Below are 16,451 nucleotides of genomic sequence, written 5' to 3'. Positions count from 1 at the left end.
GACTTTCTTTGAAGTAAAGCCAAGAAGAGTACGTATATCTTCTTGGCTTATTCACATCGAGTTTACTTAACGATCTTGATTCAAGATATAAGCTCTTCTATCTCAATGATCATCCACCATCTGTTTCTCACGCTGATAAACCAATATAGAGGAAATACGAAGCGCTCCAAGCACGAGTATAAAAGCAGAGAACGCATAAAGCATCTCGGCTTTAACATCATGCTTAAATAGGGAGATAAGTATTTCGCGCAAAACAAAAACAATTGCCGCGTCAACAATGAAAGTTAGTCTCAGCTTGTGAGTGTTGAAATACTCAACTAGAGAGCGAGACAATTCGATCAAGACATAAAGAGTTAAAACGTCAGTAATTATCCCTATGTAATGCCCAGTTATACCTTCAAAATTTAACAGTTTCCATGTCGTAGTGAATAACTGTATCGTACCTATGGCAATTCCAATAATGATAAACACAAGGATAACAGCAAAAACTAAGTCAACTGCTTTATCAAAGTATTGTTTTATTTTCTCGCTTTTCATTTTTGTAGCCAACACAATTAATTTTAGAATGGTAGGCGGGTATAATCGAGCCCCCTACCGGCCAGGCATTAGACTACGCTTGCTTGGTACCATCAAGCGAATCTTAACTAGCATAACGACGTTTAATTATTTCGTAACTATGCCGATTGGTTGCTATAGCTGGCAGCGTTGGAAGCAAAAATTCTGCACAAAAAATCAAGTTGGTATTATCTTTGGGTGAACACCTCCATCGACAGTTCGCTACCATCCAATTGATCCGTACTCATAACTCAAGACATTCCTCATTTTAAGCTTGAAAATTTCTAAACTGGCGCAGTGTCGCTGGTAACCACCAATCACTAAAGAGTCTTTTGTTGGGTTCACATTGCAAGAGCATCTTGCCCACTCTTGCTATTTTTTGGTGAAAGCCTAATCAAGTTATCCGTATGACTGAAGTTACCGTTGAGGATTAAGGTCGGGTAAACCGGGGCTTGTCGACTTTCACTGAATTATTAGCACCGACGATTATGTTTTGTGCAACATATCGAAAGGATCGTTTTTTGACCAATTTCGTAAACGACCAATATGCGGCTAATTGACCCAACATCCGATAAGCGGTCACTTATCGTTCATTAACTAATGCTTATATCCCTTGCAGCCAAAAAAGTACGGGGCCAGTTAGCAGCAAAAGGCAATCATTACTCGCTTACCTGCGCCCCCTGTTAGGCTCTGCCAGTTTTATATTTTTCGTTCCGGCCACCCCTCTCTTAACTCTCATACCTTTGCAAGCCATTTCCTGTGCTGGTTGATATTTGATCGCTCGCATATCTGTGATTTTGATAGAGTTCGAATGAGATTTTTAAGCTATATGAATCAATTTTCTGCGTATGACTCACCTGTAAGTCGATCATATACTGGAAAATCAACCTCACAATTTATCCCGTTGTGCAGTGCATTGAATTCGAACAATTAGAGTTCAAACTAATAATATGTTACATTTTGCGTCATAAAGCTTGGTACTTAGGTGCTAAGGCGTAGGGGTTCCATCATATTCGCCACTGAAATCCGGCAGGTGAGACCCCTAGTGATTGTTATGAAATACAACGATGACCAGTGGTTCAAAGTTTGCGGTTAACAGGCCGCCAACCCTACTTCATCGACTTAGAAACAACCTATTGACTCTCTGTTAGAGCAGTATGGAGAAACAGATGTCATTGGAAAAAAAACAAAGCTTTGTTGATGGCCGCTACCTGGCAAACGAAAGCGGTGAATGTTTTGACGTGTTCAACCCTGCTACCAACGAGGTCAGCTATCAGGTTGAGGTTGCCGACGAGAAGGTACTCGCAGAAACCATCGAGAGCGCCAAGCGCGGTTTTGCCCAGTGGTCAGCGATGATGCCGGTCGAGCGCAGCCGCATCCTGCTGAAAGCAGTAGCACTGTTGCGCGAGCGCAACGACGAACTGGCAGCTATCGAAGTGGCTGATACCGGCAAGCCCTGGCAGGAAGCCAGTGTTGTCGACGTGGTGACTGGAGCCGACTCCATCGAATTCTTTGCCGGCCTGGCTGCAGGCATTGAAGGCAATCAGCAGCAAGTCGGTGAGGACTTCTACTACACCCGCCGCGAGCCCCTGGGCATCTGCGCCGGAATCGGTGCCTGGAACTACCCCTTACAAATCGCTTGCTGGAAAGCCGCCCCGGCCCTGGCCTGCGGTAACGCCATGATCTTCAAGCCTTCCGAAGAAACCCCCAAAGGTGCTTTGAAGTTGGCTGAAATCTTTATTGAAGCGGGCATGCCCCCGGGTGTTTTCAACGTAATCCAGGGCGATGGCGCCGTGGGTGCCTGGCTGACTAACCACCCGGATATCGCCAAGGTTTCCTTTACCGGCGAAGTGGGTACCGGCAAGAAAGTGATGGCCGCAGCGGCTTCCAACCTGAAAGAAGTCACCATGGAGCTGGGAGGCAAGTCCCCGCTGGTGATCTTTAATGATGCCGACCTGGAGCAAGCTATCTCTGCTGCCATGCTGGGCAACTTCTACACCCAGGGCGAAATCTGCACCAACGGCACCCGGGTATTTGTACACCGCAGCATTCACGATCAGTTCCTCGCTCGTCTAAAAGAGCGTGTTGAACAAAATATTATTGCTGGTGATCCGATGAATCCGGACACCAACTTCGGCGCGCTGATCTCTGCCAAGCACCAGCAATTGGTGATGGACTACATCAGCAAGGGGAAAGAGGAAGGCGCGACCTTGTTCTGCGGCGGCCACACCCTTTCACCAGAAAATTCACCTAACGGTTACTTCGTTGCTCCCACCGTATTCACCGACTGTCATGACGATATGACCATTTGCCGCGAAGAGATCTTCGGCCCGGTAATGTCGGTACTGGTCTTTGATGATGAAGACGAAGTGATCCGCCGCGCTAACGATACCCGTTTGGGCCTCGCCGCCGGCGTATTTACCCGTGATATCACTCGCGCCCACCGTGTGATCCACCAGATGCAAGCGGGTATCTGCTGGATCAATGCCTACGGCGCTTCCCCGGCAGAAATGCCGGTGGGCGGATACAAGTTATCCGGAATCGGACGCGAAAATGGACTTGCGACCCTGAACCACTATACCCAGCTAAAAGCGGTGTATGTGGGCCTGGCACCACTGGAAAGTCCATTTTAAGCGGTACCCTGTATGAGTGAGTTTGACTACATCATTGTCGGCGCCGGCTCTGCCGGTTGCGTTCTGGCCAACCGCCTGTCTGCCCAGGAAGATAAAAAAGTCCTCCTGGTAGAGACCGGGGGTAGCGATCGCAGCATCTTTATCCAGATGCCCACCGCACTATCCATTCCCATGAATACCGATAAGTACGCCTGGCAGTTTATGACCGAGCCAGAGCCGTACCTGGACAACCGCAGCATGCATTGCCCCAGAGGCAAGGTGCTCGGTGGCTCTTCCTCGATTAACGGGATGGTTTACGTGCGCGGGCACGCCAAAGACTTTGATGAGTGGGCACAGCACGGCGCCGAAGGCTGGGACTACGCCCACTGCCTGCCCTACTTCAAACGCTCTGAGACCTGGGCTTTCGGCGGTGACGATTACCGTGGCGACGAAGGTCCACTGGGGGTCAATAACGGCAATGAAATGGCCAACCCCCTTTATGGAGCCTTTATCGAAGCCGGTAAAGAAGCTGGCTACGACTACACCGCAGATTACAACGGCGAGCAGCAAGAGGGCTTTGGCCCCATGCATATGACGGTAAAAGATGGAAAGCGTTGGTCTACCGCCAACGCCTACCTAAAGCCGGCCATGCAGCGCCCCAATTTGACGGTATTGACCCACGCCACTGTGCATAAGGTGATTCTGGAAGGTAAACGCGCAGTCGGAATCAAACTTGAACGCAAGGGAAAGATCCTGGAATTCAAGGCGCAGCAGGAAGTCATCCTCAGCGCAGGTCCCATCGGCTCCCCTCACCTTCTTCAGCTCTCCGGAATTGGAGATCCCAAAACACTGGCAGAAGCCGGTATCGCACTCCAACACGAACTCCCCGGCGTTGGCCAAAACTTGCAGGATCACCTGGAATTCTATTTCCAGTTCCGTTGCAACCAGCCGATTTCCCTGAATGGCAAGCTCGACCCTTGGAATAAATTCCTGATCGGTGCTCGTTGGATACTGAAGAAGGATGGCCTCGGAGCCACCAACCATTTCGAGTCCTGCGGTTTTATTCGCTCCAAAGAAAACGTGGAGTGGCCGGACCTGCAATATCACTTCCTGCCAGCAGCCATGCGCTATGACGGCCGCGAAGCTTTCGATGGCCACGGCTTCCAGGTGCATATCGGGCACAACAAGCCCAAGAGTCGCGGCAGGGTCAAAGTAGTGAGCAGCGATCCCAAGCAATCCCCTTCTATCCTGTTTAATTATTTGCAGGAGAAAGAGGATATTGAGGGTTTCCGCGCTTGTGTGCGACTGACTCGCGAGATTATCAATCAGCCGGCTTTCGACGAATACCGAGGCGATGAAATCCAGCCCGGTACCGATATCCAGACTGATGAACAAATTGACGCTTTCGTACGGGAATCCGTCGAGAGTGCTTACCACCCATCCTGCTCCTGCAAGATGGGCACTGATGCAATGGCAGTGGTAGACCCGGAAACCCGTGTACACGGTTTGCAGGGTTTGAGAGTTGTAGATTCCTCCATCTTTCCGACCATTCCCAACGGCAACCTGAATGCGCCCACCATTATGGTGGCGGAGCGGGCTGCTGACCTGATTTTAGGGCGCCCCGTATTGGCGCCCTCCAAGGCACCGGTAGCGACCAAGGCTACCAGCACTCAGCGACCTGGCCGCCCTGCGCGCGCTCAGTGAGCTGAATTTACGTCGGCGCTCTGGCAGAGATTTGACTGCCCCCTTCAAACGCGACGGGGATATTCAAATCTCGCACAGCAATGCCCTCTGGGGGCGCCGGCATACCAATAACTAGCTGGAGACTCAGCATGACAGCTTGGCTTTCCGCGGGATTATTGTTTACCTTCACGGCAATAATTTTCTCGCTGATTAAATGGGGAAATGTGAAGATGGTCGGGGTAACCCCGGTCAAAACCTTCACTTTTATAGCGATCCTTTTCACCTCCGGCCTCGATGTAGGCCTGATCATGTTCCCCCTCACCGAGTTCGGTGGCTACGCAGACTTAGCCAATAGCCCAGAATATGGTTTCACCAACCCACTCGCGATTGAGTTTGGTTTTTGGGCCTTCCTGATCTGGGGCTTCTACTTCCTCACCTGTTTTTACTTCTGCATTATCGAACCTAAAGTTAAATTCTTTGAGTTGGGCCCAGTAAAACTGATTAACAATGTGGTGATTATCGGAACCTGCGCCTTTACCGCTTACTTGCTGCTTAGCAACTTGCCCTGGTATCTGCCGCAAGTTGGTGATGGTGAAACCATTGTGGGCACCTTCTACCTGATCGTATTTGCAGTGATCGCCGCAGCGGTCTACTCATCCACCAGCCTGCGCTATGTGCGCTTCCTCAGCCTGGCAACTACCTGGATGTTTATTGGCTTGATCGCGGTCATGTGGGTTGGCGCCTTTACCGGTGAGAACGGTAGCGTTGGCGACTTTGCCTCCACCTTTGCGCTGCTCGGCGGTTACTTTGGCAACATCCACCAGTTCGTGCTGCCGTTAAATGACTATCACGAGTTTTACCTGTTCTGGTGGTTTGCCTGGAGCATTATGATCGGCCAGTTTACCTCCCGCTTTGTGGGTGGCCTGCGCACTTACCAAGTGCTGGCGGCGATGCTAATTTTCCCATCCATCCCCATCGCACTCTGGTTCACCGTGCTCTACTACTACTCCAGCCAAGGCCTGGATACCAGTGGCTTCTACAACCTGGCTATGGTGATTGTGGGTATTACCTTCGTGATCAACTCGCTGGATTCCCTGATTCGCCTGTACACCGACAATCTGGGCATGACCGTTGCGCGCCTGGGCAAGTGGAAGTACTTCGTGCTGAACCTGGCTGCAATGAGCCTGCTCACCCTGTTGTTCAAGCTGGACTTCCTACAAATCCAGTGGATCGGCGCTTTGGTGATTGGCATCTTCTTCTGCTGTCTGGGTTACATCCTGGTGAAGCGCTTCAGAGCGGTAGCTGCTATCGACTCCTCGCCTAAAGAAAACAAAATCGACTTTAACAAGATCGAACTGGCGAGCTAACTGTTGAAATCCCCCACCCTCTTAGGTGGGGGCTACAAAATATAAATAAGCGGTAATTTAACAATGAAATCGACGTTGAAACTTTCTGCACTCACTTGTGCTTCCCTGCTGGTACTTGCTCAGCAATCCCAAGCAGAGCTGTCTTCTACTGTAAATCTGACCACCGACTACACCTTTAATGGTGTTAGCCAGACCAAAAGCGACCCAGCCCTGCAGGCAAGCCTGGACTACGGCTTCGATAACGGTTGGTACATTGGCTCCTGGGCTTCCAATGTGGATTTTGTAGGTGATGACGTCAATCTCGAGCTAGATTTCTACGCTGGCAAATTCTTACAACTTAATGACAAGGTAAGTCTGGATACTGGTATTGCTTACTACACCTATCATGGTGATAAGGATGTCTCTAGAAACTATGACTACCCAGAAGCTTATACCAAGCTGGGTTATAGCTCCAACCTGGGCGAGTCCGAAGTGAATGGCTGGTACAGCTGGGACTACTTTGGTCTGGGCGGCAGCCACTACATTATGATGCTGGCTCACACTTTTGAATTTGCAGAGGGGCATAACGTTCGTTTCAGTGTGGACCGCTCTACCTCTACAAATTTGGACAACTGGAGTTGGGGCAATAATAAAAAATCCTACAACCACTACCGTGTAGAATACATGACCTCTCTAAACGGTTTTGATTTCAATATTGCTGCTGAGAACACTACTATCGATACGAAGGATACCGACGAGCGTATCGTTTTCTCTGTCGCTCGCACTTTCAACCTGTAAGGTTAGAAGTTTATACCGGGGCCTGAGCCCCGGTATTCTCACTCTTAAAATCCTAAGACCTCTCCCCCGCACTTCCCTGTTTAGCGTTTTCAGAAGAACCTAAAGTGGTTCCATCTTGCTCGCCCCCCTCTTCTTGGCTCCATGGCACCTTTGCGGATAACTTTTCAAGAACTATTTCCTTTTCAATTAGAGTTGGGTGGGAGCCCAAGTCATGCCGTGCAACTTTAACGATTGAGAGACAAAGTAATAGAGCAACTAATAATAGAGGGATGCCTGCAATAATGCTCGCTGCCAATAACGCTTCGAATCCACCCAGTATCATTAAGGCAATCGGCAGTAATGCCAAGGCAAATGCCCAAAAAATTCGGTTCCAGCGAAGAGGCTCTGTGTCTACCTCATTTTGTACAACTGAGGCGAGGATATGGGAAATGGAATCAAAGGTAATAGCAGTAAAAACCAGTGCAACCAATGTATACACCAGTACCACCCACTGACCTGCTGGCAAAGTCTTCAGTATGGCGAAAATAGTGGCATTGGCTCCCTGGTTGTTTAGGAGCTGCACCAGATCAAGCTTCCCAGAAAACTGCAAATATACCCCATAGTTGCCAAGAACCATATAGAAAAGAAAACAACCGAGGGTCCCAAAAAATATAGAACCAATGATCATCTCTTTTATTGTCCGCCCCCGAGAGATATGGGCGATAAAAAGGCCAACGCTTGGTGCGAAAACTAACCACCAAGCCCAATAGAAAACAGTCCACTGTTGAGGAAAGCGAAAGTAGGAAAGTTGCTCAAAATATGAGAAGGATTCAGTCCAGGTAGCCATTCGCAGGAAGCTGTGTAACATCCGCCCTAATGTCTCCAGCCCATTATTGAGTATAAATAGAGTTGGCCCAGCAATAAGAACAAAGAGCAATAATAATAGGGCAAGCCACATGGTAAAATTAGAAAAGGTTTTGATCCCGCGCTTCAAACCAACAAAAGCACTGTAACCAAACAATAGAGCGCAGAGTATAAGTACAGCTATTTGTGTCTCAAGTCTAATAGGTAACCCTAACAACTCATGAAACCCCTGGGTGATTAAGGGTGCAGCTATACCCAACCGGGTAGCGACGCCACCCAACATACCGAATACCAAAGAGATATCGATAAGCTTTCCAGTGGCACCCTTGGCCCTGTGCTCACCCAGCACCGGGACAAGAGCCTGGCTAAATTTTAATACCCTACTTCTGCGCACATAGTAAAAGTAAGCGATTGGCAGCGCCGGGATTAGGTAGATGGACCAAGCCAGAGGGCCCCAATGGAATATGCCATAGGCCACTGCCCAGCGGGCCGCTTCCGGTGTATTTGCTTCAACCTGAAATGGCGGTTGCTGATAATAGTAAACCCATTCAACCATTGACCAATACAGAATGGAGGCGCCGATGCCACAGCTTAGCAACATGGCAACCCAAGAAACTGTCGAGAACTCAGGGGATTCCTTCTTGCTTCCAAGCTTGATGCGGCCGATATCACTAAAAGCAATATAAGCCATAAAAAGAATCGACCCTATTCCCAGTAAAAGGTAGAGAATACCAAAACGTTCTGTTACAAACTCCTTTGCCGCCAAAATCCACAGTGAGCCCAAATCTGGAAACAAGATCAAAGGCACTGTCGTTATCAGTAACAATAAGATTGCCCCAAAAAAAGTGGGCTTATCAATCAGCTCTCTTGACCCCTTACTCAACGACTATCTCCATTCCGAAGAGCAACAACTTAGGTTTTGGGTGTGGTTAAATTACGCCAATAATGAGAACGACACTTCTAATAACCAATTGGGCGTCAATCATCCACTAGAACGGCACATATCTCCCTGTACGGATATATTTTTAAAAATCAGCCACAATCCAGTATATCTGAACTTATACATACAATGATCATGAAGAACGGCGTCGGAAACGACATGCTATTGATGCTGAGGTTAGTTAAACATGTCCCACTACATAATTTTTGCATTGATTGTCTTTGTCCTAATTGCCTGTGGCAAAGACTCTTTGAGAGATATCACGGAGCAAGATTTTCAACCAGGGGCTGAAACAGGCATATTTAATGTATCTCAGAGCGAGTGCGAGTTAATGATGTATCGAAAAATAACAACAAAGGAATCCCCGGTTGGTTGCGAAAGATTAAAAAAAGTAGTTTTTGATTTTTATCCTCTACCCGAGGATTCAGATATTGCTAGCGCACTGAACAGTGAGCATGGTTTAAAAAATAAAAACGATACAAATAGGCAAAAAGGAGCGATTATAGTTCTTGATGTTGTTGCCGATAATGTTCTCGCTCTATTTGGAGAACTCTATCAACGGCAGTTCCCTATTAAGTCTGCTATCCCAATAGAATACTTCAGTAAAAAGGAGCGAAAAACAGAGGATATGAACAATTCTCTGGCATTTGATTCTCGACCAATTACCGATGGCAGCAAATGGTCTGAACATGCTTATGGGGTTGCGATTGATATTAATCCAATGCAGAACCCTTATCTTTATATTGATAAATCCTCTAAACCAATCTTGATACCAAAAAACACGAAGGAAGGTTACTTAAATCGAGCAAAGTATCGAGCAGGAAAACCGGTTCGTGCCGGGATGTCTGAAGATGTAACCTCTCTATTTGCCATGTATGGTTTTGCCGTTTGGGGCGGAGATTGGGATGTGCCTATTGATTACATGCACTTCCAGGTGGGATCTCGCCAGTTTATCGAACATCTAGTAGCTCTACCTATTGAGCAGGCAAGGCTACTGTTTGAAAATTACACGAGCCAATTGAGGCAGTGCTTTGAGCATGGAAAAAGTATTAGCGATGTTAACTTCCTTAGAAAGTATTGTGTAGACAAGGTAAGTGCAGCTTTTGAGCCGCGCCAAGATAAAGTAAAGGGCACCAGTAATATATAGTGCCCTTCTGCTCCCGCTGACTATACCCCTAGTTTAAACCTCCCACAGGCTTCAGCTGTTTGTTATCGTTTATAAACGAGACGGATGACTACCTGGATCCCCTTCAATATGTGGTTTGTCGTCATGAGATACCCCATGGGGGGAAGAAGCCGGCAACTCCCAATCCCCATCTTTACTCCAGGGGTCATCCTTAGGGAAATCCTCAATGTAAATTTCTTTTTCTTCGTAACTGGGCTGGTAGCGTAAATCATAGTGAGCCGCTTTAACGATTGAGATGCATAACAGAAGCGCAACAATCAGAAGTGGGACACCTCCAATGACACTGGCTGTTTGCAAGGTATCCAGCCCACCAAGAAACATCAGTGTTACGGGCATAATGGACAGGGCAAATGCCCAAAAGACCCGATTCCAGCGCACTGGCTCCTCATCTACTTCTTTCTGTACTACTGCGGCAAGAATATAGGAAATAGAATCAAAGGTAGTGGCTGTGAAGATCAGTGCAAGAATGGTATAAATCAATATTACGAACTGACTCGCTGGCAGAGTCTGTAAAACGGCAAATATTGCTGCAGTTGCTCCCTGATGGTTCAATACCTGCACCACATCCAATTCACCTGAAAACTGTAAGTAGACCCCATAGTTCCCCAGAACCATAAAGAACAAGAAACAGCCGAGAGTGCCAAAGAAAATCGAGCCGACTACCATTGCCTTTATGGTGCGGCCTCGGGATATTCTGGCAATGAACAAGCCTACGCTTGGTGCGAAAACCAGCCACCATGCCCAGTAGAATATGGTCCAATCTTGAGGAAAATGAGTATCAGGAAACTGTTCAAATTGTGCGAAAGGTTCAGTCCAGGAAGCCATATGGAAGATGTTGTCAAGTACCCTGCCCAAAGCATCCAGGCCGGTATTCAACATAAACAGGGTGGGACCAACAAGAAACACGAATACCAACAATAATACTGAAAGCCACATATTAATGTTGGAGAGGGCTCGAATACCGTTCTTTAGACCCACAAAAGCACTGTAACCAAAAATAAGTGTACAGATCATAAGCACAATAACCTGTGTACCCAAGTCTCTAGGTACTCCCAATAGCTCATGTGCTCCCTCGGTAATCAGTGGGGCGGCAATACCCAATGTAGTGGCCCCTCCTCCCAGCATGCCAAAGATAAATAGCACATCAATTAACTTGCCAATACCACCCTTCGCGCGTTCTTCACCTAGCACGGGCATTAGCGCTTCACTAATCTTCAGCACACTGTGGTTTCTGACATAGTAAAAATAAGCAATCGGCAGAGCGGGAATCAGGTAAATCGCCCAAGCTAATGGCCCCCAGTGAAAAATGCCATAGGCAACGGCCCAGCGCGCAGCCTCAGGTGTTCCCCCCTCAATTTGGAAGGGTGGAGTTTGATAGTAGTAAATCCATTCCACCATCGACCAGTATAGGATTGAAGCTCCAATACCAGAGCAAAACAACATGGATGCCCAGGACACTGTAGAAAACTCCGGATCTTCTTCCGAATTACCGAGCTTTATCTGGCCTATATCGCTAAATACGATATAAACCATAAAGAGGATGGCCCCTACCCCCAGTAATAGATAAAAGACGCCGAGCTGGTCGGTAACAAAATCCTTTGCGACTTTAACCCATACTGATCCGACTTCAGGGAAAACAATCAGTGGAACTGTAACTAGCAAAAGTAGTGCAAGTGATCCGAAGAATGTTGGCTTATCGATAATTTCTCTAAAACTCTTAGTCAATGCACTTCTCCGAGCAGTGTACAAAGCCGACAAAATAAAAGTGGGTTCGATCTCCGAAAGGAAATGAAGACAGATGGTAGAATGGAATAACTTTTATAGAGACGGAATACGATTGGTTAGATATGATTATTATTTGGTCCGCAATTTTAACAGGAAGGCTATTAATTTCAATAACAGGCTGTTTTTAGTGTTCAAAAGCAAAACAATCTGGCCATCAAACAAGAGCTTAGAAGATAAGATATAAGACACTAACCTCTGTAGCCTACAGCTTTTATAACCTCTTTATGAGTACATCCTGACTACGTATCATTCCCAAATAGATCAGAATGTATGCAGACTCTGGAATTCAAGCGTAAAGCCTATATGCGCACTCATAGGTATTTTATAGTGGGCTCATATACCCTTCTCACTGAATTGTCCCCTAAGACTGAGGGTATATAAGCCTTTAAAGATCCTTTTTTCTGGAAGCTTCTTTACTACCACCTTTCTTTACAGAGCTACAAGCCGCCCCCCAATCGCCCTCTTCACTCCAGGGGGTATCTTCTGGCGGGTGTTTGATATAGATTTCCTTTTCCTCGTAGCTCGGCTGGTGACGTAAATCGTAATGAGCTGCCTTTACAATCGATACGCAAAGCATTATTGCAACAAGTAGCAACGGAACACCACCGACAATACTTGCTGTTTGTAGGGCTTCCAGCCCACCCAAAAAGAGAAGTGTAATAGGCATTACCGATAATGCAAACGCCCAAAACAAACGATTCCAACGAGCTGGCTCATCATTCACTTCCTTTTGAACAACGGCAGCGAGTATATAGGATATAGAATCAAATGTAGTGGCTGTGAAAATTATCGCGAGTAAAGTGAAAACAATAATGACCAAATTGCTCATAGGGAGTGTTTGCAAGATGGCGAATATTGTTGCAGTACCCCCCTGTTGGTTGAGGAGCTGTACCACATTCAGTTCACCTGAGAACTGCAGGTAAACCCCATAGTTTCCCAGAGTTAGGAAAAATAGGAAGCAGCCCAGGGTGCCATAAAATATTGCGCCAACAACCATAGCTTTTATGGTTCTCCCGCGTGATATGCGAGCAATAAACAATCCAACACTTGGGGCGAATACCAACCACCAAGCCCAATAGAAGATGGTCCAGTCTTGAGAGACGTAGGTTTGAGGGAATTCTCTGAATCGACCAAAGGGCTCTGTCCATGTGGCCATATGAAGAATACTGTTAAGCATTTTCCCCAAAGAATCCAATCCCGCATTAAGCATAAATAAAGTAGGGCCAGCAATAAGGACGAAAGCCAATAAAAACATCGCAAGCCACATATTCAGGTTTGATAAAGTCTTAATTCCCCTTTTAAGCCCGGCATACACACTGCAGCCAAATATTGCAGTGCAGAGCATCAGAATAAAAATTTGTGTAGTCAGTCCTGTAGGCGCACCCAATAGTTCATGTGCACCCTCAGAAATCAAGGGCGCAGCAATTCCTAATGTCGTTGCCCCACCACCTAACATACCAAAAACAAAACAAACATCTATCAACTTGCCAATAGACCCTTTTGCCCGCTGCTCACCTAAAACAGGCATAAGCGCCTCACTTACTTTTAAGACATTGCGGTGCCTTACATAGTAAAAGTAAGCAATTGGTAGAGCCGGAATCAGGTAAATCGACCAGGCAATAGGACCCCAATGGAATATACCAAAAGCGATTGCCCAGCGGGCAGCCTCCGGAGTAAGCCCTTTTAATTCAAATGGCGGCGTTTGGTAATAATAGATCCACTCCACCATTGACCAGTACAAAATAGATGCCCCAATGCCTGTACAAAAAAGCATGGAGGCCCATGACAAGGTGCTAAATTCTGGCTCTTCTTCAGGTTTTCCAAGTTTGATTTGACCGATATCACTAAAAATGATGTAGGTCATAAACAGTAATGCACCAACTCCCAGCAACAGATAAAAAACACCCAAGTCATCCGTTACAAAGTTCTTCGCGTTCAGAATCCACTTCGCACCCAATTTTGGATAAATAATGAGCGGAAGGGTAACCATGAGAAGCAAGCCAAGCGCCCCAAAGAAAGTTGGCTTATCGATGATCCGCTGAAAGTTTCCTGCCAATACTTCTCTCCAGGATACTCAAAGAACTGATCAGGCCAATTAAAAGAAACGTGCTTGTCAGCCTGGAGTTAAAATGTGGGGCTGAATCCGTTTGTTTTGGGTAGAGGCAAACTGAGTAGCTTGCTAGCAAGTTTAGCTGCCTACGAATTAGTCAGCCAAGGCGATAAGTTCATTTTAGAGGCAGCTTGGGGCGAGACTGCCTGGACATACTGCCGCAAACTGCCATTTGCGGTCTAACAGATTCAAAGTAAGGGCTGGAAATTTAGTAAAAGGGAGGCTATTTGCCCTGAATCGCTCAATTAGAGCTTCATCTAGAAGTATAGCCAGCCCAAGACTTGTCTAGGGTTTTAGAGAGTTCTCCAGCTGAGAAAACTGCCCCTGAATCACCGCTTTCTCCTGAATCAGGGTGCGGTTCTCATCGGCGAGTTGTTCGAGGCGATCTTTTGTAGTGGTAAGCTCCAACTCTAATCTGTTTAGGGCACTCTGTTGTAGTTGCACTTCCTTCTGAGCCGAAGAACCTTCACGTTGCAGCTTAGAGATTTGCTCGCGCAAGCTAGCCACCTCTGCCTGCCTGTCTTTCAGCTCACACGCCTGCTCTTCTGCCTGCCCCCTTAGGTTTGCAGCCTCTGTACTAGCCACCCCAACCTGTTCGCTAAGCTGCTGTTTCTCTCGATTGATTTCAGCAATTAGCGCCTGTCCCTGCTTGTAAAGCAACTCCTGCTCGTTGAATCTACGCTCTGAGAGGGTCAGCTGTTCAGTAAGTACTGCGATCTGCCCCTTCAGTTGCTCCGCAGCTGAGCGATACTGGTCTCTCTCATATTGCCGGTCATTGGCAGTACGCTGTTGAAAGTGCTCAAAGTGTTCGCGGACATCCCTATTTTCCTGCTTTACTTCCTCAATCATCACTTTTTGCTCCGCAATACGCTGCAAAGCTTCCTGCTTCTGGTACTCACTTTTTTCCAGGGCAGTCTGGGTCTCTTGTAAGGACTGCTTGAATCTACGCTTTTCCGCCTCGGTCGACGAAAGCCTGTGCTCAAGATCACGAATACTGGCGGCCTGCTGGTTACTAGTGGCTCTCAACTCCTCTAACTGTGAAGTGATCTCTTTTTCCTGTACGAGGAACTCCTGCTGAAGCTCCTCTACCTGCTTGCTTGCCGCTTCCTGGATCCTTTGGTGTAGGCCTTTCAGTGCATCCACCAGGTCTCGCGGGAGCCCACTACTATCCGTATTGCTCGCAGATTCACTGCGCCATCTTTTAAGCAGAGGGGCAATAGTGCTTTTGCTGCCGGTTCCCAACTGTGCCCTCACTCGATCAACGGTGGGCTCTTCTCCACGGGCCTTGATGGCCTTGGCGGCCTGAACAATATCCAGATACGTGACCCCAGTGCGTGCCATAAGCTTCACCTTAGATTATTTCGTTACAAATTACATAATACGTAATATTACATTATTTTATATTTTTTCATACCTGAAAAATGCCGCTGCATAACCTTCGATAATGACTATTATCGCAGGTTATATTTCTGTAAGATTCCCGTAATAACGTACCTCCAGTACAAACAGGAGGTTTCCCAGCAATTCGAGCATCATGAAACATCACAAATCTCTTACCGCCAAAAAGCATCTCGAAAAGAACACTCCCAGTACACACGGGGGCACTGGTGTATTGTTGACCGATGAGGACATTCAGAAATACCTGAGTGCCGCCACATCCGATAACACCCGCAGGGCTTATCGCTCGGCAATTCGCCAGTTTGAAAAATGGGGAGGGAGGCTACCCACAGATGGCAGCACTTTGGTGCGCTATGTACTCGGCCGCGCTGAGGAGCTTAATCCTCGCACTCTAGACCTTCACCTCACCGCAATCGGGCAATGGCATCAATACCAGGGAATGCTAAACCCCGTCACAGATCCATTGGTTCAGAAAACCATGCGTGGTGTCCGTCGCACTCACGGCAAACCTAAAGAGAAATCAAAAGCCCTCAGCCTGCAGCATATTGCTAGCATGACCCGATATTTACGCACTCAACCCCAGACGAGGAAGAGCGCACGTGATCTGGCTCTTATCCTGGTAGGGTTCTTTGGTGCCTTTCGTCGCAGTGAGCTAGTGGCTATTCAGGTGGAAAACCTGGTATGGGAGGAGGAAGGCGTGATCGTAAGGCTTCCCAAGTCAAAAACAGACCAAAGTGGCGAAGGAATGATGCGCGCCCTGCCCTTTGGCGCTCCTGAGGCTTGCCCTGCAAGAGCTCTGAAAACCTGGCTCAAGGTCAGCGGCATTGAAAGTGGGCCCGTATTTCGAGCGGTGAACCGGTGGGATACGGTGCAAAGCAGGCAGCTAAACCCAGCAGCAATTAATGACTTACTAAAAAACTTGGGTACCTCCTGCGGATTCGATTTTGTTGACGAGTTAAGCAGCCACAGCTTTCGCCGTGGCTTATCGACCTCTGCGGCTCGGGAAAAGATTGGTTTTGAGCTTATCAAGAAGCAAGGTGGCTGGAAGAGCGACGCCACCGTGTGGGAGTATATTGAGGAGGGGCAGCAGTTTAGTGAGAACGCCTCGGCCATCCTAATAAAGAAAATGGCAGAGCTTCTCTAAGCTGCAACCCTCTCCTTGCTAGATTGTTGCTTGATGATTCTTTGCGTCTTT

General features: G+C 47.5%; 11 protein-coding genes. 6 read left to right on the top strand and 5 right to left on the bottom strand.

The features are described 5' to 3' along the window. Positions 1-102 precede the first annotated feature (102 nt). A complete protein-coding gene (locus tag ACJJIB_RS11700; protein WP_444886165.1) occupies positions 103-537 on the bottom strand; it encodes a phosphate-starvation-inducible PsiE family protein in 435 nt (144 codons plus the stop codon). A gap of 1,187 nt (positions 538-1,724) precedes the next feature. Here ACJJIB_RS11700 and betB point away from each other — a divergent pair. The 4 genes from betB to ACJJIB_RS11680 all read left to right on the top strand — a co-directional run bounded on the left by betB (position 1,725) and on the right by ACJJIB_RS11680 (position 6,994). Then, the gene (betB, locus tag ACJJIB_RS11695; protein ID WP_444886164.1) at positions 1,725-3,188 is read left to right on the top strand and encodes a betaine-aldehyde dehydrogenase; all 1,464 of its coding nucleotides are present in this window, start codon (positions 1,725-1,727) and stop codon (positions 3,186-3,188) included. Between the two features lie 12 nt (positions 3,189-3,200). Next, on the top strand, positions 3,201-4,871 hold the full coding sequence (betA, locus tag ACJJIB_RS11690; protein ID WP_444886163.1) for a choline dehydrogenase: 1,671 nt from the start codon (positions 3,201-3,203) through the stop codon (positions 4,869-4,871). A gap of 128 nt (positions 4,872-4,999) precedes the next feature. Beyond that, positions 5,000-6,217, top strand: a complete 1,218-nt coding sequence (locus tag ACJJIB_RS11685; RefSeq protein WP_444886162.1) for a BCCT family transporter — start codon at positions 5,000-5,002, stop codon at positions 6,215-6,217. Positions 6,218-6,280: 63 nt separating this feature from the next. Next, positions 6,281-6,994, top strand: coding sequence for a TorF family putative porin (locus tag ACJJIB_RS11680; protein WP_252085897.1), 714 nt, complete (start codon positions 6,281-6,283; stop codon positions 6,992-6,994). Positions 6,995-7,046: 52 nt separating this feature from the next. Here the strand turns inward: ACJJIB_RS11680 and ACJJIB_RS11675 are convergent, their stop codons facing one another. Then, a complete protein-coding gene (locus tag ACJJIB_RS11675) occupies positions 7,047-8,720 on the bottom strand; it encodes a BCCT family transporter (RefSeq protein WP_444886161.1) in 1,674 nt (557 codons plus the stop codon). 244 nt (positions 8,721-8,964) lie between these two features. On the opposite strand from ACJJIB_RS11675, the gene ACJJIB_RS11670 reads away from it, so the two are divergent. Then, positions 8,965-9,924 carry a M15 family metallopeptidase gene (locus ACJJIB_RS11670; RefSeq protein WP_444886160.1) on the top strand — a complete coding sequence of 320 codons (960 nt, stop codon included), beginning with the start codon at positions 8,965-8,967 and terminating at the stop codon, positions 9,922-9,924. A gap of 69 nt (positions 9,925-9,993) precedes the next feature. Here the strand turns inward: ACJJIB_RS11670 and ACJJIB_RS11665 are convergent, their stop codons facing one another. The 3 genes from ACJJIB_RS11665 to ACJJIB_RS11655 all read right to left on the bottom strand — a co-directional run bounded on the left by ACJJIB_RS11665 (position 9,994) and on the right by ACJJIB_RS11655 (position 15,199). Then, positions 9,994-11,688, bottom strand: a complete 1,695-nt coding sequence (locus ACJJIB_RS11665; protein ID WP_444886159.1) for a BCCT family transporter — start codon at positions 11,686-11,688, stop codon at positions 9,994-9,996. A gap of 445 nt (positions 11,689-12,133) precedes the next feature. Further along, complete coding sequence (locus ACJJIB_RS11660; RefSeq protein WP_444886158.1) at positions 12,134-13,804, bottom strand: BCCT family transporter; 1,671 nt, start codon at positions 13,802-13,804, stop codon at positions 12,134-12,136. Positions 13,805-14,143: 339 nt separating this feature from the next. Next, a complete protein-coding gene (locus ACJJIB_RS11655) occupies positions 14,144-15,199 on the bottom strand; it encodes a DNA-binding protein (protein WP_444886157.1) in 1,056 nt (351 codons plus the stop codon). 190 nt (positions 15,200-15,389) lie between these two features. Between ACJJIB_RS11655 and ACJJIB_RS11650 the strand changes: the two genes are divergently transcribed. Next, entirely contained in the window at positions 15,390-16,400 is a 1,011-nt protein-coding gene (locus tag ACJJIB_RS11650) for a site-specific integrase (protein WP_435583643.1), read from the top strand. Positions 16,401-16,451: the final 51 nt, after the last annotated feature.

This window comes from Microbulbifer mixtoriginis (SeqCode), assembly GCF_052467705.1.
Note: the sequence above shows the minus strand (reverse complement) of the source record. Positions and strands in the feature narration are given on the sequence as shown.